At 42.7% G+C, this 18,127-nt stretch carries 13 protein-coding genes; 11 read left to right on the top strand and 2 right to left on the bottom strand.

Annotated elements, in window-relative coordinates; translation table 11 throughout:
• The first annotated feature begins 11 nt into the window (after positions 1-11).
• The 8 genes from D0T20_RS06275 to D0T20_RS06310 all read left to right on the top strand — a co-directional run bounded on the left by D0T20_RS06275 (position 12) and on the right by D0T20_RS06310 (position 13,648).
• Positions 12-959, top strand: a complete 948-nt coding sequence (locus tag D0T20_RS06275; RefSeq protein ID WP_116438791.1) for an ABC transporter permease — start codon at positions 12-14, stop codon at positions 957-959.
• Positions 960-979: 20 nt separating this feature from the next.
• Positions 980-2,875, top strand: coding sequence for an ABC transporter ATP-binding protein (locus D0T20_RS06280; protein WP_116438792.1), 1,896 nt, complete (start codon positions 980-982; stop codon positions 2,873-2,875).
• Between the two features lie 325 nt (positions 2,876-3,200).
• Entirely contained in the window at positions 3,201-4,949 is a 1,749-nt protein-coding gene (locus D0T20_RS06285; RefSeq protein ID WP_162862734.1) for an ABC transporter family substrate-binding protein, read from the top strand.
• A 307-nt stretch (positions 4,950-5,256) separates the two neighbouring features.
• Positions 5,257-7,083, top strand: a complete 1,827-nt coding sequence (locus D0T20_RS06290) for an ABC transporter ATP-binding protein (RefSeq protein WP_116438794.1) — start codon at positions 5,257-5,259, stop codon at positions 7,081-7,083.
• 1 nt (position 7,084) lies between these two features.
• Positions 7,085-8,881 carry an ABC transporter ATP-binding protein gene (locus D0T20_RS06295; RefSeq protein WP_116438795.1) on the top strand — a complete coding sequence of 599 codons (1,797 nt, stop codon included), beginning with the start codon at positions 7,085-7,087 and terminating at the stop codon, positions 8,879-8,881.
• A 54-nt stretch (positions 8,882-8,935) separates the two neighbouring features.
• Entirely contained in the window at positions 8,936-9,916 is a 981-nt protein-coding gene (locus tag D0T20_RS06300; protein ID WP_115761959.1) for a TatD family hydrolase, read from the top strand.
• Between the two features lie 200 nt (positions 9,917-10,116).
• Complete coding sequence (locus D0T20_RS06305) at positions 10,117-12,648, top strand: KUP/HAK/KT family potassium transporter (protein ID WP_116438796.1); 2,532 nt, start codon at positions 10,117-10,119, stop codon at positions 12,646-12,648.
• A 139-nt stretch (positions 12,649-12,787) separates the two neighbouring features.
• On the top strand, positions 12,788-13,648 hold the full coding sequence (locus tag D0T20_RS06310; protein WP_016838467.1) for an HD domain-containing protein: 861 nt from the start codon (positions 12,788-12,790) through the stop codon (positions 13,646-13,648).
• A gap of 43 nt (positions 13,649-13,691) precedes the next feature.
• On the opposite strand, the gene D0T20_RS06315 is transcribed toward D0T20_RS06310, so the two are convergent.
• The gene (locus tag D0T20_RS06315) at positions 13,692-14,432 is read right to left on the bottom strand and encodes a FadR/GntR family transcriptional regulator (protein WP_016795326.1); all 741 of its coding nucleotides are present in this window, start codon (positions 14,430-14,432) and stop codon (positions 13,692-13,694) included.
• A gap of 161 nt (positions 14,433-14,593) precedes the next feature.
• On the opposite strand from D0T20_RS06315, the gene D0T20_RS06320 reads away from it, so the two are divergent.
• The 3 genes from D0T20_RS06320 to gnd all read left to right on the top strand — a co-directional run bounded on the left by D0T20_RS06320 (position 14,594) and on the right by gnd (position 17,734).
• A complete protein-coding gene (locus D0T20_RS06320) occupies positions 14,594-15,121 on the top strand; it encodes a gluconokinase (RefSeq protein ID WP_004132207.1) in 528 nt (175 codons plus the stop codon).
• A gap of 182 nt (positions 15,122-15,303) precedes the next feature.
• Positions 15,304-16,644: a GntP family permease gene (locus tag D0T20_RS06325; protein ID WP_016635938.1), complete on the top strand. Its 1,341-nt coding sequence runs from the start codon at positions 15,304-15,306 to the stop codon at positions 16,642-16,644.
• 214 nt (positions 16,645-16,858) lie between these two features.
• Positions 16,859-17,734 carry a phosphogluconate dehydrogenase (NAD(+)-dependent, decarboxylating) gene (gene gnd, locus D0T20_RS06330; protein ID WP_004138455.1) on the top strand — a complete coding sequence of 292 codons (876 nt, stop codon included), beginning with the start codon at positions 16,859-16,861 and terminating at the stop codon, positions 17,732-17,734.
• A gap of 205 nt (positions 17,735-17,939) precedes the next feature.
• Here gnd and D0T20_RS06440 read toward each other — a convergent pair.
• On the bottom strand, positions 17,940-18,127 hold a 188-nt coding region (locus D0T20_RS06440; RefSeq protein WP_205412672.1), incomplete at its 5' end, for a hypothetical protein.

The raw sequence follows: 18,127 nt of genomic DNA on the forward strand, positions 1-18,127 counted from the left end.
GGTGTATTGATATGAGTAAAAAAGATGTATCTTCAAAGGCTCAAGAGTCTGCTGCTGATAAGAAGGCAACTGCTAATTCTTGGGGTAATTTTAAGCGCACAGGCAAAATAACGCTTTATACGCGCCGCTTCTTTAGGCGTCCATCCGCTGTTGTTGGCTTAGTTTTACTTGTTCTCTTGATTCTTCTTGCTTTGTTTGGATCTAAGATTAGCAAGTGGGGCTACGACGAGCCTGATTTTACAGCTCTTGCAACTCCTCCTAGTGCTGAACATTGGCTTGGCACAACGCCTGGCGGATCAGACATGTACGCAATGGTCGTTCGCGGACTTGGTCGCTCGCTTTCTATTGGTATTGTAAGCTCCATTTCTATTACGATTATTGCCGCTTTGGTTGGTACTGCTATTTCTTACTTTGAAGGTTGGTTTGAGCAGGTTGGCATGTGGCTTCTAGACATGCTTTTAATTGTTCCATCCTTCTTGCTTATTGCTTTGATTGTTGGCTCTGCTACTGGCGGCAACGATTGGTTGTGGCTTGCGTTTGGCATGACTTCCTTTGGTTGGATTGGTTACGCTCGTACGCTTAGAACTTTGACTTTGAGCTTGCGCGAACGCGAATATGTGCGTGCTGCTAAGTTTGAAGGTGTTTCTTCGTTCCGCATTATTGTTCGCCATCTTGTTCCAAATCTTGGTTCCGTTTTGATTATTAACACGGTTCTTGGTGTTATCGGCGCAATCAACGGCGAAACAGCATTGAGCTTCTTGGGTCTTGGTATTAAGGCTCCAGATACTTCTTTGGGTACTCTTCTTAACGTTGGTCAAAGTAGCGTTATGACGTCTCCTTGGGTTCTTTTGGTTCCTTCTGCGGTTTTGGTTGTTTTGACTTTCTCCGTTCAGCTTATTGGAGATGGCTTGCGCGATGCGATTGATCCATATTCTAGGTCTGTTGGTAAGGCCGAGTAAGGCTTGTTGGAGGTGTAAACATGACTGATATGGGTAATAACGCAAATAAGGAAGACTTTGCAATGGAAAATCAGAACAACGAACCACTTCTTTCTGTACGCAACTTGCAAATTAGCTTTGCTTCGGAAGCTGGTACAGTTCACGCTGTTCGCAATATGAACTTTGATTTGTATCGCGGCAAAACAATTGGTATTGTTGGCGAATCTGGATCTGGTAAGTCTGTTACTTCTTTGGCTGTTATGGGCTTGCTAGATAAGAATGCTTCTGTTAAGGGTTCTGTTGTTTATAAGGGCGAAGAGCTTTTAACAAAGTCTGATGCAGAGATGAGTAAGATTCGCGGTAAGAACATTGCAATGGTGTTCCAGGATCCTCTTTCTGCTTTAACTCCAGTGTTCTCTATTGGAGATCAGCTTAAGGAAGCTTTGGTTATTCATAATCCAAATATGACAGAAGAGCAGATTCGCGATCGCTCTATTGAGCTTCTTAACTTGGTAGGTATTACTAAGCCAGCTGAGCGCTTAAAGGCGTTCCCTCATGAGTTTTCTGGCGGCATGCGTCAGCGCGTTATGATTGCAATGGCAATCGCGAATAACCCAGATATTATTATTGCTGATGAGCCTACTACCGCTTTGGACGTTACGATTCAGGCTCAAGTTTTGGATGTTTTGAAGAAGGCCCAGAAAGAAACTGGCGCCGCAATGATCTTCATTACTCACGATTTGGGCGTTATTGCTGGCGTTGCAGACGAAGTTATTGTTATGTATGCGGGTCATTTGGTTGAGCATAATAGCGTTGAGGAGATTTTTGCTCACCCAACTCAGCCATACACAATCGGTTTGCTTGGCGCTGTTCCGCGCGTTGATCAAAAGCGTACTCGCCGCTTAACTCCAATCTCTAAGCCAACAATGGATATGTTGATTGCAGAAGAAAAGAGTGGAGATACCAGCGATATGATGGGCCTTGAGGCAGAAAGCGAAACTGTTCGCGCGATGCTTCATGCAGAAACCGAAAAAACGATTAAGCCAATGTTTGAGGGCATTCCTCGCGAGGATCGCAAGGTTGTTTTGGATGTTAAGGGCTTAGTTAAAACATTCCCGATTACAGGTGGCGGTTTCTTGCGACGCAAGGTTGGCGAGGTTCGCGCTGTTGATGGCATTGACCTTGAGATTCGCGAAGGCGAAACTGTGGCTCTTGTTGGAGAATCTGGTTCTGGTAAGTCAACTACTTTGATGGAAATCATGAGCTTAAAGAAGCCAGAAGCTGGCTCTATTACCGTCTTCGGCACCGAGCTTAACGATAAGTTGACTAGCGAGCAGCGTCGCGAGCTTCGTTCTAAGATTCAATACGTGTTCCAGGACCCTATGAGCTCCCTTGATCCTCGTATGCTTGTTTACGATATTTTGGCAGAGCCTCTTCATGTTCAAAAGAAGTCGAAGGAAGAGATTCGTCAGCGTATTGCGGAGCTTATGCAGCTTGTTGAGCTGAATCCAGATCAGGTTGATCGCTTCCCAACGCAGTTCTCTGGTGGTCAGCGTCAGCGTATTGCTATTGCTCGCGCTTTGGCTGTAAACCCTAAGCTTCTTCTTCTTGATGAGCCTGTTTCGGCTTTGGATGTTTCTATTCAAGCTGGAATTATTAACTTGCTCGAAGACTTGCAAGATAAGTTGGGCGTTGCTTACTTGTTTGTTGCTCACAACATGGCGGTTGTTCGTCACATCTCTAGCCGAATTGCTGTTATGTACCACGGACGCATTGTTGAATCTGGCGAGACGGACGAGGTATTCGATAATCCTAAGCACCCGTACACTAAGGCTTTGATTAGCGCTGTGCCAATTCCAGATCCTGTTATTGAGAAGAATCGCAAGCGTATTATTCTTAACGAAGAAGATTCGTTTGATGACGTTGCAAGCGTCTGATTCTAATCTTTTGTGAATGCGCCTAAACTTTTGTTTATGGCAATTTCAATCGCGTGTGTTATGCAAGACACACGCGATTTTTTGTTACAGGCATATAAATTCTAAAAAAAGTAATATATTTTGTTTTTTAATTAAAATAAACTAAAAAATTTTCTGTTTGGCGGTTTTCTGCATTTAATTTTCTTTTTTCTGGATTAAATCTTAAGTAACAAAAGCTTAAATTCAGCATTTGTTAAAAAAGTCGTAACACAAAATGTCAAAAGATTAGATATACTCTACACACATACCAGAAAGTGGACATCATTTCTGGGGAATGAGAGGAATCATGAAAAATACTAATGCAGGCAAATTGACTGTATTCGCCGCAGCTGCACTTTCTGTTGCAATGCTGCTCGGCGCTTGTGGTGGTACAACCGCCACTACGGCAGATAAAGCTAAGGGCGGCATGACCGAAGAGCCAGCCGCAGGTGTAGATACTTCCTACACTGGCGCTCTTCCAATGCCTAAGGTTGATAAGCGTTACGACAATCCACAGCCTCGTGACAATGTTAAGGATGGCGGTACTTACACGTTCTCGCTTTCCGACATGGGTCCAAACTGGAACTACGCTTCCAACGATGGTAACACCGCGTATATGAGCACTTTGTGGGGATTCTATCAGCCAAATCTTATGGCTTATGACACCGTTAAGGGTGAGAAGCTTAAGTACAACCCTGACTACATCACTTCCGTTAAGAAGGTTAGCGACAAGCCACTCGTTGTTCAGTACAACTTGAACCCAAAGGCTAAGTGGAACGATGGCACAGACATTGATTACACTGCTTTCAAGGCCACTTGGGAAGTTATGAATGGCAAGAACGAAGCATACTCCGTTCCAACTCACGAGGGCTACGACTGCATTGAGTCCGTTGAGCAGGGCGCAAATCCTAAGCAAGTAATCGTTAAGTACAATAAGCCATGCGCAACTTGGGAATTGCTTTTCGCTCCATTGGTTCATCCAAAGGCAACCGATCCAACCGTATTCAACCAGGGTTGGGTAGGTAATCCTCACAACGAGTGGGGCGCAGGTCCATTCGAGATTCAGTCCGCAACCGAAGATCAGGTTGTTTTCGTGCGCAATCCAAAGTGGTGGGGCAAGAAGGCAAAGCTTGACAAGGTTGTTGTAAAGCGTATGGAAGATACCGCTGCAATGAACGCCTTCCAGAACGGCGAAATCGATTCCGTGGATTCCATCTCCACCAAGGATAAGGTTAAGGCTGCTCGTAGCGTTAAGGGCGCTCAGCTCCGTTACGGCTACAGCACCAAGATTCGTGTTATTAACTTAAACGCAAAGGCTGGCGCATTCAAAGACAAGGCCGTGCGTAAGGCCGTTGTCCAGGCATTCGACGTTGCCACCTACAACAAGATTCAGTTCCAGGGTATGAACTGGAAGAGCGAGCAGCCAGGTTCGGAGCTTCTCTCCATGTTCCAGGCTGGCTACAAGAACAACCTCCCAGCTGATGGTAAGTTCAACGTAGAAAACGCTAAGAAGACTCTTGAGGCCGCTGGCTACAAGATGGGCAAAGACGGCTACTATGCTAAGAATGGCAAGACCGTTCAGTTCACATTTACCTTCTTCGGCGATGACTCCACTCAGGCAGCTCTTGCTAACGCATTCCAGGCCATGATGAAGAAGGCTGGAATGAAGTGCAAGACTGTAAACAAGCCTGCTTCTAAGTTCTCTAAGACTGTAAGCTCCTTCGACTTCCAGGTGCTTCCAATGGCTTGGGTTTCCCAATCCCCATTGAGCTTCTTGGCATCCGCTTCCCAGGTCTACGGTTCTAAGAGCGATTCCAACTTTACTGGTACTGGCAGCAAGAAGATTGATGCCCTGCTCGCCAAGGTTGGCAAGACCTACGATTACAAGGAACAGACTGCATTGAGCAACAAGGCTGAGTCCATGGCTCTTGCTGAGTATGGCACGCTCCCAGTTTCTGCTCCTCCAACCTACCAGGCATACAAGAAGGGCTTTGCTAACGGCGGTCCTGCTGGATATGCTAACGTTTTTGTTGAAAACATCGGTTGGCAGAAGTGAGTAAATTTGTAGCGATGATTCGCGCAAGTTTACTAAGCTGATTGCTTAACTTATAGCATGTGGCGTGTGGTCTTTGGCTGCACGCCACATGCTTTTGCGCGTAAAGGACGTTTTCCGCGTTTTGTACGTGATTTAGGCAAAATATGGTACAAAAGACGGAGTTATTTTCCGCGTTTTGTACGTGATTTAGGCAAAATATTGTGCGCGTGTAATCGCGTAAAAATAATCGCGCAGAAAATAATGTAAACTTAATAAAACTTAATAAAAAAATAAATCGTAAAGTCAAAAATAAGGGAGAATCTAGCGCATGTATGTAAATCCAAATAAACGCAAAGACGCAAGCAATGTGCGCTGGGTTTTGCAATATTGTAAGCCAGATATGTGGAGAGTAGGCGTATCGCTAGTTCTTTTTACTATAAACGACACAATGGCAATGACAATGCCTCTGCTTTCGGGCTTTATTGTAGACAAAGTCATTATTGGAAAACAGCATGATTTGCTTGCTTTTGTGTGCGTGCTAATGGTTGCAATGATGATTGTTCGCGTAGGCTCAAGGTATATCTACCAGCTTCTAATGGAAAAGTTTGGGCAGAATGCCGTGTATCGCCTTGTAAGCGACGAGTACGAAAAGCTGCATTCGCTTGACTTTACGTACTTTAATCACACGCGCACAGGCGACATTATGAGCCGCATGACTTCGGATACGGACGCGATTCGCCACATTTTAAGCTGGGTGTCTTATATGGCGCTGGATTGCTTAGTAATGTTTGTGTTTGCGCTAATTATAATGTTTTCAATCCAATGGCAGCTAGCTCTAGCGCTTATGGCAATTACACCATTTTTATTCTGGCTTGCAAGACTTATGGGCAAAAACGCTAGACCAAAGTTCCTTGCGATTCGCGAATCATTTGCGCGCATGAATTCAATGGTGGAAGAAAACATTGAAGGTAATCGCGTTGTAAAAGCGTTTGTTCGCGAGCCTTTTGAAACAAAGAAATTCGACGATTGCAACGAAGACTACTTTAATCGCAATATTACGCTTGCAAAAAACACGCAAAAATACATGCCATGGCTGGATGGCATGGGCTTTGCGCTGGAGCTTGTAACAGTAGGATTTGGCGGATGGCTTGTGCTTAATGGAAGCATGACTTTAGGCGCGTTTGTAACGTTTAACAGCTTCCTTTGGATGCTCCACATGCCAGTAAGAATGGTTGGGTGGCTTATTAATGATTGGCAGCGATTCAACGCAGGATGCGTAAATATTCGTAAGCTTCTTACGCAAGAATCGCATATTGATTTGCCATCTACATCTGCGGAAAATCTTAAAGTTAAGGGGCGCGTAACTTTTGAACACGTTGATTTTGCGTTCCCAGATGATCTTGATTCACCAATTTTAAGCGATATTGATTTAGATGTTCCAGCAGGCACAAAGCTTGGAATCTTAGGAGAAACGGGGTCTGGAAAGTCAACGCTTGTAAGTCTTATAGCGCGTTTTTATGACACTACGAGCGGTCGCGTTTTGATTGATGGAAAAGACGTGCGCGAATGGCCTCTAGAAACTGTTAGAAATCAAGTTAGCATAGTCGCGCAAGAAACATTCCTGTTTTCCGATACGATTGCAGGAAATATTAGCTTTGGATTGCCTCAAAACGAGGAAAATTGCAAAGAGTTAGATAACACTATTAGGCGCATGGCAAGAATCGCAGATGCAGACGATTTTATTATGAGTATGCCAGAAGGCTACGAAACTGTTGTAGGAGAACGAGGAGTTGGCCTTTCGGGCGGTCAAAAGCAGCGCTTAAGTCTTGCTCGCGCGCTAGCTAATAATCCCGCAGTCTTAATTATGGACGATACAACTTCTGCAGTAGACATGGAAACTGAGGAGCATATTCAAAAAGAGCTAAAAAAGTTAGACTGCTTGCGAACAGTAATCACAATTGCTCACAGAATCTCATCTGTTAAAGACGCAGACATGATTGTTGTGCTAGATCACGGCAAAATCGTAGAGCGCGGAACACATGAGCAGCTTGTTGCGTCGCATGGAAGATATTGGGAAATCTACAAAAAGCAGCTTGGTATGCAAACAGGCAAAGCTTTGGGATTTGAAGATTCACACGAGGCTAAGGGGGAGTAGAATGGCGCAGCGCAACACTTATAGAGAAGACGAAGGCCAAGAAGAGCACGTAAATTTGCACGAGTTGATGCGCGTTCGCAAATACATAAAGCCGTACGCATGGCAACTAGTCAAAATAGTTTTAGTTGTTATTAGCGGAAGTTGCATTATGACAGTAACTCCAATGATTACAAAAACACTTATAGACGTAGTTTTGCCTAATAAAAACGTTTCTTATTTGTACGTGCTTATTGCATTGTTTGGCGTGCTTATTGTGCTGTATGAGCTTGGGTTAGCCTACAGAACGCTTGCAATTACGCGACTCGGCCAAATGATAATTAAAGATATGCGGCGCGATATTTTTACGCATGTGCAATCGTTGTCGTTTGACTACTTTGATTCGCGTCCGCACGGCAAGATTTTGATTCGCATAGTAAACTACATAAACACGCTTTCCGACACGCTTTCTTCTGGTTTAATCAACGTGTTTTCCGATGTTTTTGTGCTAATCATTACACTAATCGCAATGTTTGCTATAGATTGGCGAATGGCGTTGTGGAGTCTTGTATTATTCCCAGTTTTTATAATCTGGACTCGCACTTTGCAAATTTTGCAACGAAAAGCGTCTAAAAAACTATCGAATAAGCAAAGCAATCTTAACGCATATTTGCACGAATCAATCGCAGGCGTAAAAACCACTCAAACTTTTGCTCGTGAATCAGAACAATACGCTACATTCCAAGAGCAGCAGTCGGGAGTTAGAAAAGCGTGGATGCGAAACGTTAGAGTGCAAATGCTGCTTTGGCCTGGAGCTTCGATTATTGAAAGCGCAGCAATTTCGCTGCTCTACTACGTTGGCATAACAAACGCGAGCAGTATGAACATAAGCACGGGTACGCTTATAGCATTTGTGTGGTATTCGAGCACTTTTTGGGAGCCAGTTGTAAACATTGGTAACTTCTACACGCAACTCGTAACATGCTCAGTGTATTTGGAACGTATTTTTGAGACTCTAAGCATTAAGCCAAATATTGTAGATAAGCCAGATGCAAAAGAATTGCCGAAAATTAAAGGCAAGGTTGACGTAAACGATGTTGTTTTCCGCTACGAAGAGGGCGGAAAGCCGATTTTGAATTTAGTTGACTTGCATGTTGAGCCTGGAACAACGGTTGCGCTTGTTGGCCCTACTGGAGCGGGCAAAACAACGCTTGTAAGCCTGCTTTCTAGATTCTACGACGTTTCCGAAGGCTCAATCACAATTGACGGCTACGATGTGCGTTCAATAACGTTAGCATCTTTGCGAAAGCAAATGGGCGTTATGCTTCAAGACAGCTTTATATTTAGCGGAACTGTTAAAGAAAACATTCGATACGGCAAGCTTGACGCAACGGACGAAGAGATTGAGGCTGCGGCTCGAGTTGTTCACGCTCACGAGTTTATTGAAGAATTGCCTAATGGCTACAATACTAAGATTGAAGAGCGAGGAGCTACTCTTTCTGCAGGGCAAAGGCAGCTTATATCGTTTGCGCGCGTGCTTTTAGCAGACCCGCGAATTTTAATCCTAGACGAAGCAACAAGCAATATAGATACTCGTACAGAAGAAGCTTTGCAAGCAGGATTATCTCAATTGCTTAAAAATCGTACTTCTTTTGTGATTGCACACAGGCTTTCTACAATCGAGAATGCGGATTTGATTTGCGTGATTGACCATGGGCAAATCGTGGAGCGCGGAAGCCATGAGCAACTTATGGCGCAAAAAGGTGCGTATTACAGACTTGTGGAATCGCAGTACGCTGCGATTAGTGCGGCGATTCAATAAGCGCAAACAGTCACATTGTAAGTCGCGTTAAATATGCGACTACACTTGTAAATCATGAGTAAGCATCATCGTGAACACAATTGGGCGCCTTCTTTAACAGAGCAGTCTGAAATATGGCAGAATCTAATTAAAGAAGGCATAACAATCGCAGACGACCACACGCATATGCTAAGCGTAGTGGATTTTGCAAAAAATCTTAATCAAGAATTAGAGCAAAAAGGTCGAGATTTAATAGCTGAGCCTAGCGCAAGCGATTTAGTAAATCATGCAAAAGCATCAGGCGTTTCTAAAATGATTGAAGTTGGATGCGAATACCCAGATTGGCAGCCAACAATAGACTTTGCGGCAGATCACGCGGATTGCGTGCGCGCTGCAATAGCGATTCACCCAAACGAAGCGCCTTTACATGGCCATAGGGGAGCAGAAGGGCCAGACGGCTTGCCAGTAGTTTATAAGCCGTATCACGATATTCCATTTGACGAAGCGATGCAACGCTTGCGCTCGCTAGTAATAGAGCATCCAAAAGAAGTAGTGGCGATTGGCGAGACGGGATTAGACTATTTCCGCACAGGCGAACGCGCAAGAATTTACCAACGCGACTCGTTCCGCGCGCATATAGCGCTTGCAAAAGAGCTTAATTTGCCGCTTCAAATTCACGATAGAGATGCGCATAGCGATGTTGTAGAAATTTTGCTAAAAGACGGAGCGCCAGAGCGCACAGTTTTCCACAGCTATTCTGGCGGAAAAGACTTAGCTCAAGTGCTAAAAGAAAACGGATGGTACGCAAGTTTTTCTGGAACGATTAGTTATAAGGGAAATGAGGATTTGCAAGAGTCTGCGCGAATCATTGGCAAAGACCACATAACTGTTGAAACGGATGCGCCGTACCTTACTCCAATGCCTTACCGCGGACGGCCGAACGCGCCGTATATGGTGCCTTACACACTTGAATCGTTAGCAACCGCGCTTGACTGTTCTTTGAGGGAAGTAGCAGAATCAACCTTAAAAACAACGAAAGAAATCTATGGTTTTTAGACGATTTAGTCTTATATTCTTTCTTTGATTAAGCCTTATTTTCCAAGGATTCTACGCTTATTTTGCTTTATATATCTGTTGTTGTATACAATATTTAGGTACAAATAAATAAAACTGTAAGTGGTAAGACCGTATGCGACTTCTTATTATGGCAGATTATTGCCAAGAAGAGGTTTTACTTTTTGGAGGAAAAATCAAGCATGACTAAGTCACGCGTTTCAGCGTTATCTGGTGATAACGCTAAAGATCTTCGTAACGTGGCGAAGGAGTCTGAGAAGGCCGCTAATAAGGGCGTAACAAACCCTAAAGAGGCGATTCTAAAGGCCGCTTCTTTTACAAAAGCGCCAAAGGTTTCTCAGAAAACCACCACTCGCGAAGAGCGAGAGGCGTTGGCGTATCAGCAAGCAAAAGAGGTTAAAGAGGCCGAAAAGCTTGCGGATAGTGCTGTTAGAGGCCCGCTTGGAAGATTGTGGGCAAAGATACAAACCAGCTCCGATAAATTCACTTTGGGCATGTCAATTGTGGCATTGGGCGTTGTTTATGGAGATATTGGAACGTCTCCTTTGTACACTGCTCAAACATTCTTGGCAGGTCAAGGCGGATTGCAAAACATTAGTCGCGAAGCGGTTTATGGCATGCTTTCCCTTGTGTTTTGGTCAATTACGCTAATCACAACAGTAAAATACGTGTTTGTTGCAATGCGAACAGACAACAAGGGCGAAGGCGGAATTTTTGCACTCTACTCGCTTATTAGGCGAAAAGGCGCATGGCTTGCGATTCCAGCAATGATTGGTGGTGCGGCGTTCCTTGCGGATTCTGTTCTAACTCCAGCAGTTTCAATATCTTCTGCAGTAGAAGGCTTGCGCACAATATCTGCATTTAGGCCTATCTTCTTAGAAAACGACAATCTTTCTTTAATGATCACGGTAATTATTATTGTGATTCTGTTTTCTGTTCAACAGCGCGGAACCGAAAGAATTGGAAAAGTTTTCGGCATAGTCGTTATGATTTGGTTCGGATTCCTAGCGCTTGTTGGAATCATGAATATTGGCGAAAATCTGGCGATTTTTGAGGCTTTGAACCCGATTTATGGCCTAAAGTTCTTGTTTAGTTCGCACAATATGCAAGGAATGGCCTTAATGGGCATTATATTCCTTTCTACAACTGGTGCAGAAGCGCTGTATTCTGATATGGGTCACGTTGGTCGTGGAAACGTTTATGTTACTTGGCCGTTTATTAAAGTGGCGCTTATTCTAAACTACTTCGGTCAAGGCAGCTGGATGCTTCAGCATCAAAACAATAAAGCATTGTGGTCTATAGAAGGCTTAAACCCGTTCTTCCAGATGCTAAGCCCGAATTTACGTTACGTTGCCGTTGTGCTTTCTGTAACAGCTGGCATTATTGCGTCCCAGGCTTTGATTACTGGTGCTTTTACTATGGTTTCGGAAGCTACCAGCCTTAACTGGATGCCTCATCTTCAAGTGCGATACCCTGCGCGAACTCGCGGTCAGCTTTATATTCCTGTTGTTAATTTTGTGCTCTGTCTTGCAACTCTTACAGTTTTGGCTGTGTTTAAGGATTCTGAGCATATATCTGGAGCGTACGGTCTTGCGCTTACGCTTACCATGATTGCAACAACAATACTTCTTACGGTTCACATGTGGTATCAAAATAAGAAGCTTGGCGCTTTAGTATTTGCTGTAGTCTTCCTGATTATTGAGATTTTGTTCTTTATAGCATCTATGGCAAAGTTTATGCATGGCGGCTGGTTTACCATGCTTCTTGGTGCTTCGATTTTGATTATTATGCTCACTTGGAAAGATGGCACTAAGATTGAGCGCTCGCAGCGATTGCACATGAAGCCTAAGGACTTTTTGCCTGTTCTAGATAAGTTACACAGTGATTTTAGAATCCCTTATTTTGCAGACAATATTGTGTATTTGACTTCCGATAAGGAGATGAAGCGTCTAGATACTGGTATTTTCTTCTCGATTTTTGCGGATCATCCTAAGCGCGCTCGTGCGTGGTGGGCTGTTTCTGTAGAAACTGATGACGCTCCGTTTACTCGCGAATATTGCGTGGAGAATTTTGGCACGGATTATTTATTCCGCGTTAAAATCAAGCTTGGATTTAAGGTTTCTCCTTCGATTCCTGCATATTTGCATCAAATTATGCACGATTTGTCGCATACGGGAGAGCTGCCACAACAGCAGTCTGTGTACCCTAAGGTAGATGCGGATCCAGATATTGGCCCAATTCGTTACGTGCTTTTGCATAAGGCTTTGATGCCTGAGTCGAATATTTCTTTGCGTGGCGCATTGTCTCTAAAAATGAAGTATGCGATTCGTCATATTGCTGGAACGCCAGTTAAGTGGTTTGGTTTAGCTCCGTATAATCCTGTTGTAGAAGTTCAGCCGTTGTTTGTTTCTACTCGTAGACCTCCTCGATTAAAGCGAGAAGAGGTTGCTTCATCTAGAGCTGTTCAGTCTTTGCAAGGCAATGATGTTGCAGCGCAAGCTTCGGTTGATGCCGAGCAAACTGCGATTATGAACGCTAGAGATATTGCTGCAGCGAATGTTTCTGGAGAAGTCAAGTCTGAGAAGTCTGAGAAGTCTGGAAGCAAGTCTGAAAATAAAGAGGCTAAGGATAAAGAGACTAAGGAATCTAAAATATCTAACACTGGCAAAATCGCTAGAATAGATACTGGTCAGATTAAAGCAGTTAAAAAATAACTAAAATCCATATTATTGCTTTACTGCTTTATTGCTAATCGGCCGTTTGCGTTGGCTTGCACATGTGCTTATGTTTGCTTGTGCGCTTGCTTTCAATAACGGCCGTTTTGTGATTTAGGGTTTAAGGAGCGCGATTATTATGCTTGCAGATTTGCCTGATTTTAATAGGATTGAAAAGTTGCATCGCGCTACTGCGCCAAGTGAAGCTGCGTACAATTTGATTCATTGCCATTGTGTTGTTATTGCTACGATTTCTTGGATGCTTGCTAGACGCCAAAATCAGCTGTTGGCTTTTAAGCAGCTTAATTTGAATAATGATTTTGAGAATTTTGCAGATTTTGCTGATTTTGCGGATAAGTCGCAAGCAGATGTTGAGCAAATTATGCTTCGTCAAATGTCTAAAATCAATGAAGATCTAAAAAACAGGTGTGATTTAGCAAAGTCGTGTCTTGGAAAGTTGATTGACGTAAATCCGCTAGAGCTTCCTAAAGTTAGTGGCGGAATCGCGCCGAAAGATTATGTAGACGAGTATGCGGCGTTTGCTGGCGGATTGTTGCACGATATTGGAACGTATTTTGTTTTAGCTAAAGACGGTTCAAAAGCAGCGAATGGCAAGTTGGAGTTTGACGGGCCGAATTATATTTTGCACGGTTTGCGCGGCTACAACTATTTGATTGATAACGGCTTTAGCGAAGATATTGCGCAATTTGCACGTAATCATACGGGCGTTGGACTAACTCGCGAGCAAGTTATTGCGCAAAATTTGCCGCTTCCTGCTGGCGATTATGTTCCGCGTACAGTTGAGCAAGAAATTGTGATGGTTGCAGATAAATACAACAGTAAGTCGATTCCGCCGCGATTTTTAACTGTAGATACGTATAGGCGTAAGGCTGCGCGCTTTGGTGAAGAGAACGCAAAGCGATGGATGTGCTTGGTTAATAAATACGGCAGGCCGAGTGTTTGTAAGCTTGCAGATTTCTTTGGGCTTAAAGTTGATTAGGCAAGATTGATTAGGCAAGCTTGATTAAGCTTTGCTTTTATGGCTATAAAGCCGCTAATCCAAGTGCAGTGTTTACTTCGGCTACAATATCGTGCATAGCAGCGCTTGCTGCAGCTGCGTCACCTTCCATAATTGCCTGCGTTACCTTTTTATGGTTTAATATCGCTTTTTTATTTGGTTTTTGCGGATAAAGATTTAGCTCAACCCTGCCGCGTAATACGCTTTCGACTATTGAACTAAGTTTTGCAAAAATCGGGTTACCGCTATTTGCAAGCAAAAGAGTATGGAACTGGATATCTAATTCATGAAAATCTGCCAGTCTATTTTCTTCTACCGCTTTTACCATATCGTGACCAATTACGCCCAATTTATAGCGTATTTCTACATCTCCGCGTAATGCACATCCAGCTGCTGCGGCAGGTTCTACAACAAGACGAAGTTCTGTTAATGCTCGTAGTTCATTTTCTCTGTATGGTGAATGTAGTTTCCATGTGATTACTCGTGTATTTAAATCGTCCCAATTTTCTGGATTGCAAGCTATTACGCCTGTTCCGCGTTGAAATTGTACGCAACCCAAAGATGCTAATAGTCTTGTTGCTTCTCGAGCTACTGTTCTAGATATTCCATATTGTTTTTGAATATCTTCTAGTTTTCGATTAGTTTTTGGCTCCCATTTGTTATTTACTATTTCATCTGCGAGAGAATCTGCTATAGATAGATGTAAAGGAGCGTTTTCGGTCACTAAGTCACTAGAAATTTGACTTTGTGTGGTATTAGACACCATATTTGCCTCGCAGTTTTATGTATATTTATGGTTTCATCCTAGCAAATAGAAAATGAAAATATAGTTATGCTCAAAAAATAACACATTAAAGACTCTTAATTCTTTGACAAAGAGTCTTTGTGTGGTATTCTTATAGTGTTGTCAATAACAAAGGAGCTATTATGGCGATTCACATTGTAGTGATGGGCGTTGCTGGTTGCGGCAAGTCTACTGTTTCTGAGGCAATTCGTGATCAACTTGGTTACACTCTGGCAGAAGGTGATGATTTTCATCCAAAAGCTAATATAGATAAAATGTCCGCAGGAATTGCGCTAACAGATGAAGATCGTTGGCCTTGGTTGGATCTTATTAACAAATGGATGGTTGCGCGTGAAAGTCTTGGAGAAAACACAGTTGTTTCAAGCTCTGCATTAAAACGGTCATATCGCGAAGTTCTTTCTAAAAATCTAAACGTGTACTTCTTGCATTTAAACGGAAGCCATGAGTTAATAGCGCAGAGGCTAAAAGATCGTAAAGGACACTTTATGCCACCATCTTTATTGCCAAGTCAGTTCGCAATTTTGGAGCCTCTAGGTAAAGAAGAAAACGGAACCGTTATATCGATTGAAGGTTCTGTTGAAGATATGGTTCATAGAGCTATCAAAGCAGTGAAAACATATGAACAATCGCAGCTGCAAAAACAATTGTAAATGTAAAAATAGTCGCAATTGTAAAGCATAACAATTGTAAAGCAGCACAAAAAATATACATTCAAAAATTACTAACGCAAATAACAAAGTTGTTAGCGTATTGATCGTAAACAAAAGATCACAAGGAATTATAAATAAAGCATCACAATAATTAAAACAATTCACAAAATCATGGAGGATTTATGAGTGGGTTAATTCTTGCGGCAATATTAGGTATAGCGCTTATTGTCGTACTTATTGCAGTGGTAAAAGTACATCCTTTCCTATCGTTAATGATTGGTTCGATTGCAACTGCAATCATTGCAGGAGTTCCATATGATAAAAGTCTTACAAGCTTTACTAATGGAGTTGGTTCCACAGCATCAGGAGTTGGATTACTCATTGCTTTAGGCGGAATTATTGGAATTCTTCTTACGCGTTCTGGTGGAGCAGACGTGATTTGTGACACCATACTTAAGAAAGCTCCAGAACATAAGCTTCCATGGGCCATGGCTCTGAGCGCATTTATTGTTGGAATTCCACTGTTCTTTGAAGTTGGTGTAGTGATACTTATACCAATTATTCTTCTTGTTGCTCGTCGTACAAAAATGCCAGTAATTGCTCTCGGCATACCAGCGCTCGCAGGCTTATCGGCTTTGCATGCTTTTGTACCGCCACATCCTGGACCACTTGTTGCTATTGATGCTTTGCATGCAAACCTTGGATTGACTTTGGCTTTTGGTTTGATTATCGCCATACCAACTGTAGCAATCGCAGGACCTCTAATGGTTCATTGGATGGTAAAAATGGTTCCTATTCAAGCTAAGCAAGAAGAAGACAATAAGAAGGAAGATAAGCCACAAAATCGTCCTACATTCGCGGAAGCGTCTAGCGTAATTTTACTTCCAGTAATTCTTATGCTTGCAGCCAGTGTTGTTGATATTACGGGGCAATCAAAATCTACATTTGGTAGTGTAATCGCATGGATTGGAACACCACTTGAAGCTCTTACAATCACTACTATTTTTGCGATGATATTATTTGCTATTCGCGCAAAGTGGAGTAGGGATACATTAAATTCTCTGGTAGGCCTTTCGTTCTCCTCAATTGCAAGTATCTTGTTGATCGTTGCTGCTGGAGGTGGATTCAAGCAAACTCTTGTAGATTCTGGAATTGGTAAAGTTATTGCTGCGGGCATTGTTCAGGCAAATCTTAATCCTCTTCTTGCTGGATGGATTGTTGCTGTACTAATTAGATTGGCAACTGGATCTGCAACCGTTGCAACCGTAACGGCATCTGGAATTGTTGCACCTTTGGCTGCAAATCTAAATCAAGTACAATTAGCGTTACTCGTACTAGCTATTGGTGCTGGATCAATCTTCTTATCTCATGTAAATGATGCTGGATTCTGGTTGGTTAAAGAATATTTCGGTATGAGCGTAGGACAAACATTTAAAACATGGTCATTAATGGAAACGGTATTGTCTGTTGTTGGGCTTGCAATTATTATGCTAGTTTCTGCTGTTGTTCCTGTGTTCATATGAAATTAAAAAGATTATCTGAATAAGTTTTGTGTAGGAACAGACGGTTTGTACAAATATTTTTGCAGATATTTGTAGCAGATATCTTTGAAAATTCTTTATAAGAACCATTAGATACAAAAGATACAGACGGCAGAATTATTTTATAAAAATTTTATAAGACAGTTTTGCAAAAGTTATTAAAAGTTATCAAAAAATTTGAAAGAAGGAATTTATTATGCAATTAGGTGTTATCGGTTTAGGACGCATGGGTGGAAACATGGTTAAGCGCTTGCGCGAAGGAGGTCATGAAGTTGTTGGATACGATGTTAGTGCCGAATCAAATCGAGATGTTGACTCTTTAGAAAAATTGGTACAAAGACTTTCTAGTCCGCGTATTGTATGGGTTATGGTTCCAGCTGGTTCTCCTACAGACACAACTATCGAAAAATTAAGCAATCTTCTCGAAGATAATGACCTAGTAATTGATGGAGGCAATACTAGGTATGTTGATGATCAGCGTCATTCTGCTGAATTAAAGGCAAAAGGAATCCATTTTATGGATGTTGGAGTTTCAGGAGGAGTTTGGGGCTCGACTCGTGGATACGCATTGATGGCTGGCGGCTCCGATGAAGATTATCAGAGAATGCTACCAATTTTCGAGACTTTGAAGCCTGAAGGCCCTGACGGACTCGTTCACGCTGGTGCTGTTGGCGGTGGTCATTTTGCCAAGATGGTTCACAATGGAATTGAATATGGCATGATGCAGGCTTTTGGTGAAGGCTTTGCAACAATGATGCGTTCAGAATTAATAGATGATCCAGCTAAGGTTATGTCTTCATGGCGCCAAGGTTCTGTTGTTCAGTCTTGGCTTCTTGACTTATTCGCGCGCGCTGCAAAAGACGATCCAACATTAGAATCTATGCCTCCTGTTGCTAATGAGTCTGGTGAAGCAAAGTGGATGGTTGAAGCTGCACTTGAACTTGGTGTTCCAACCCCAGTTACCGCATGCTCATTGTGGGCTCGCCAAGTATCTCGCGGAGGTGGAGATGACACTTTGCGAGTAGTTTCATCGTTGCGTGCGCAGTTTGGTGGCCATGTGACTAAAAAATAGTCAAAGTAAGTAGAAAATATCTAAGGTAAAAATAGGTAAAATAGGTAAAAAATAGATAAAGATTGTATAGATGGGCAGTTATGTGTTAATTGCCCATCTATTTTTGTTTGCGACACTCCCGTGTTTTGGGTTTTGGGGGTGTTTTTCTTGTTTTTTTGGATTATTTTTGTTGTGTTTTTGTTGGTGTTTGGTTTCTTGCGACTTTTTATCGTGTTTTGATCGCGTTTTCAACACGCCGATGTTTTGGCTTTGTTTCAATGGTTTTGGCTTGTTGGCTTGTGTGTGATTTGCTTTTGGGCTTGCTTTGGTGTAAGTTTATCTCTTGCTGCTCAGCGCGGCTGGTTCTCCTCGGTTGAGGTTGATGAGCCGGCTGGTGTGGTGGTGGTTTGAGAA

This window comes from Gardnerella piotii (assembly GCF_003397585.1).
Taxonomy (GTDB): Bacteria; Actinomycetota; Actinomycetes; order Actinomycetales; family Bifidobacteriaceae; genus Bifidobacterium; species Bifidobacterium piotii.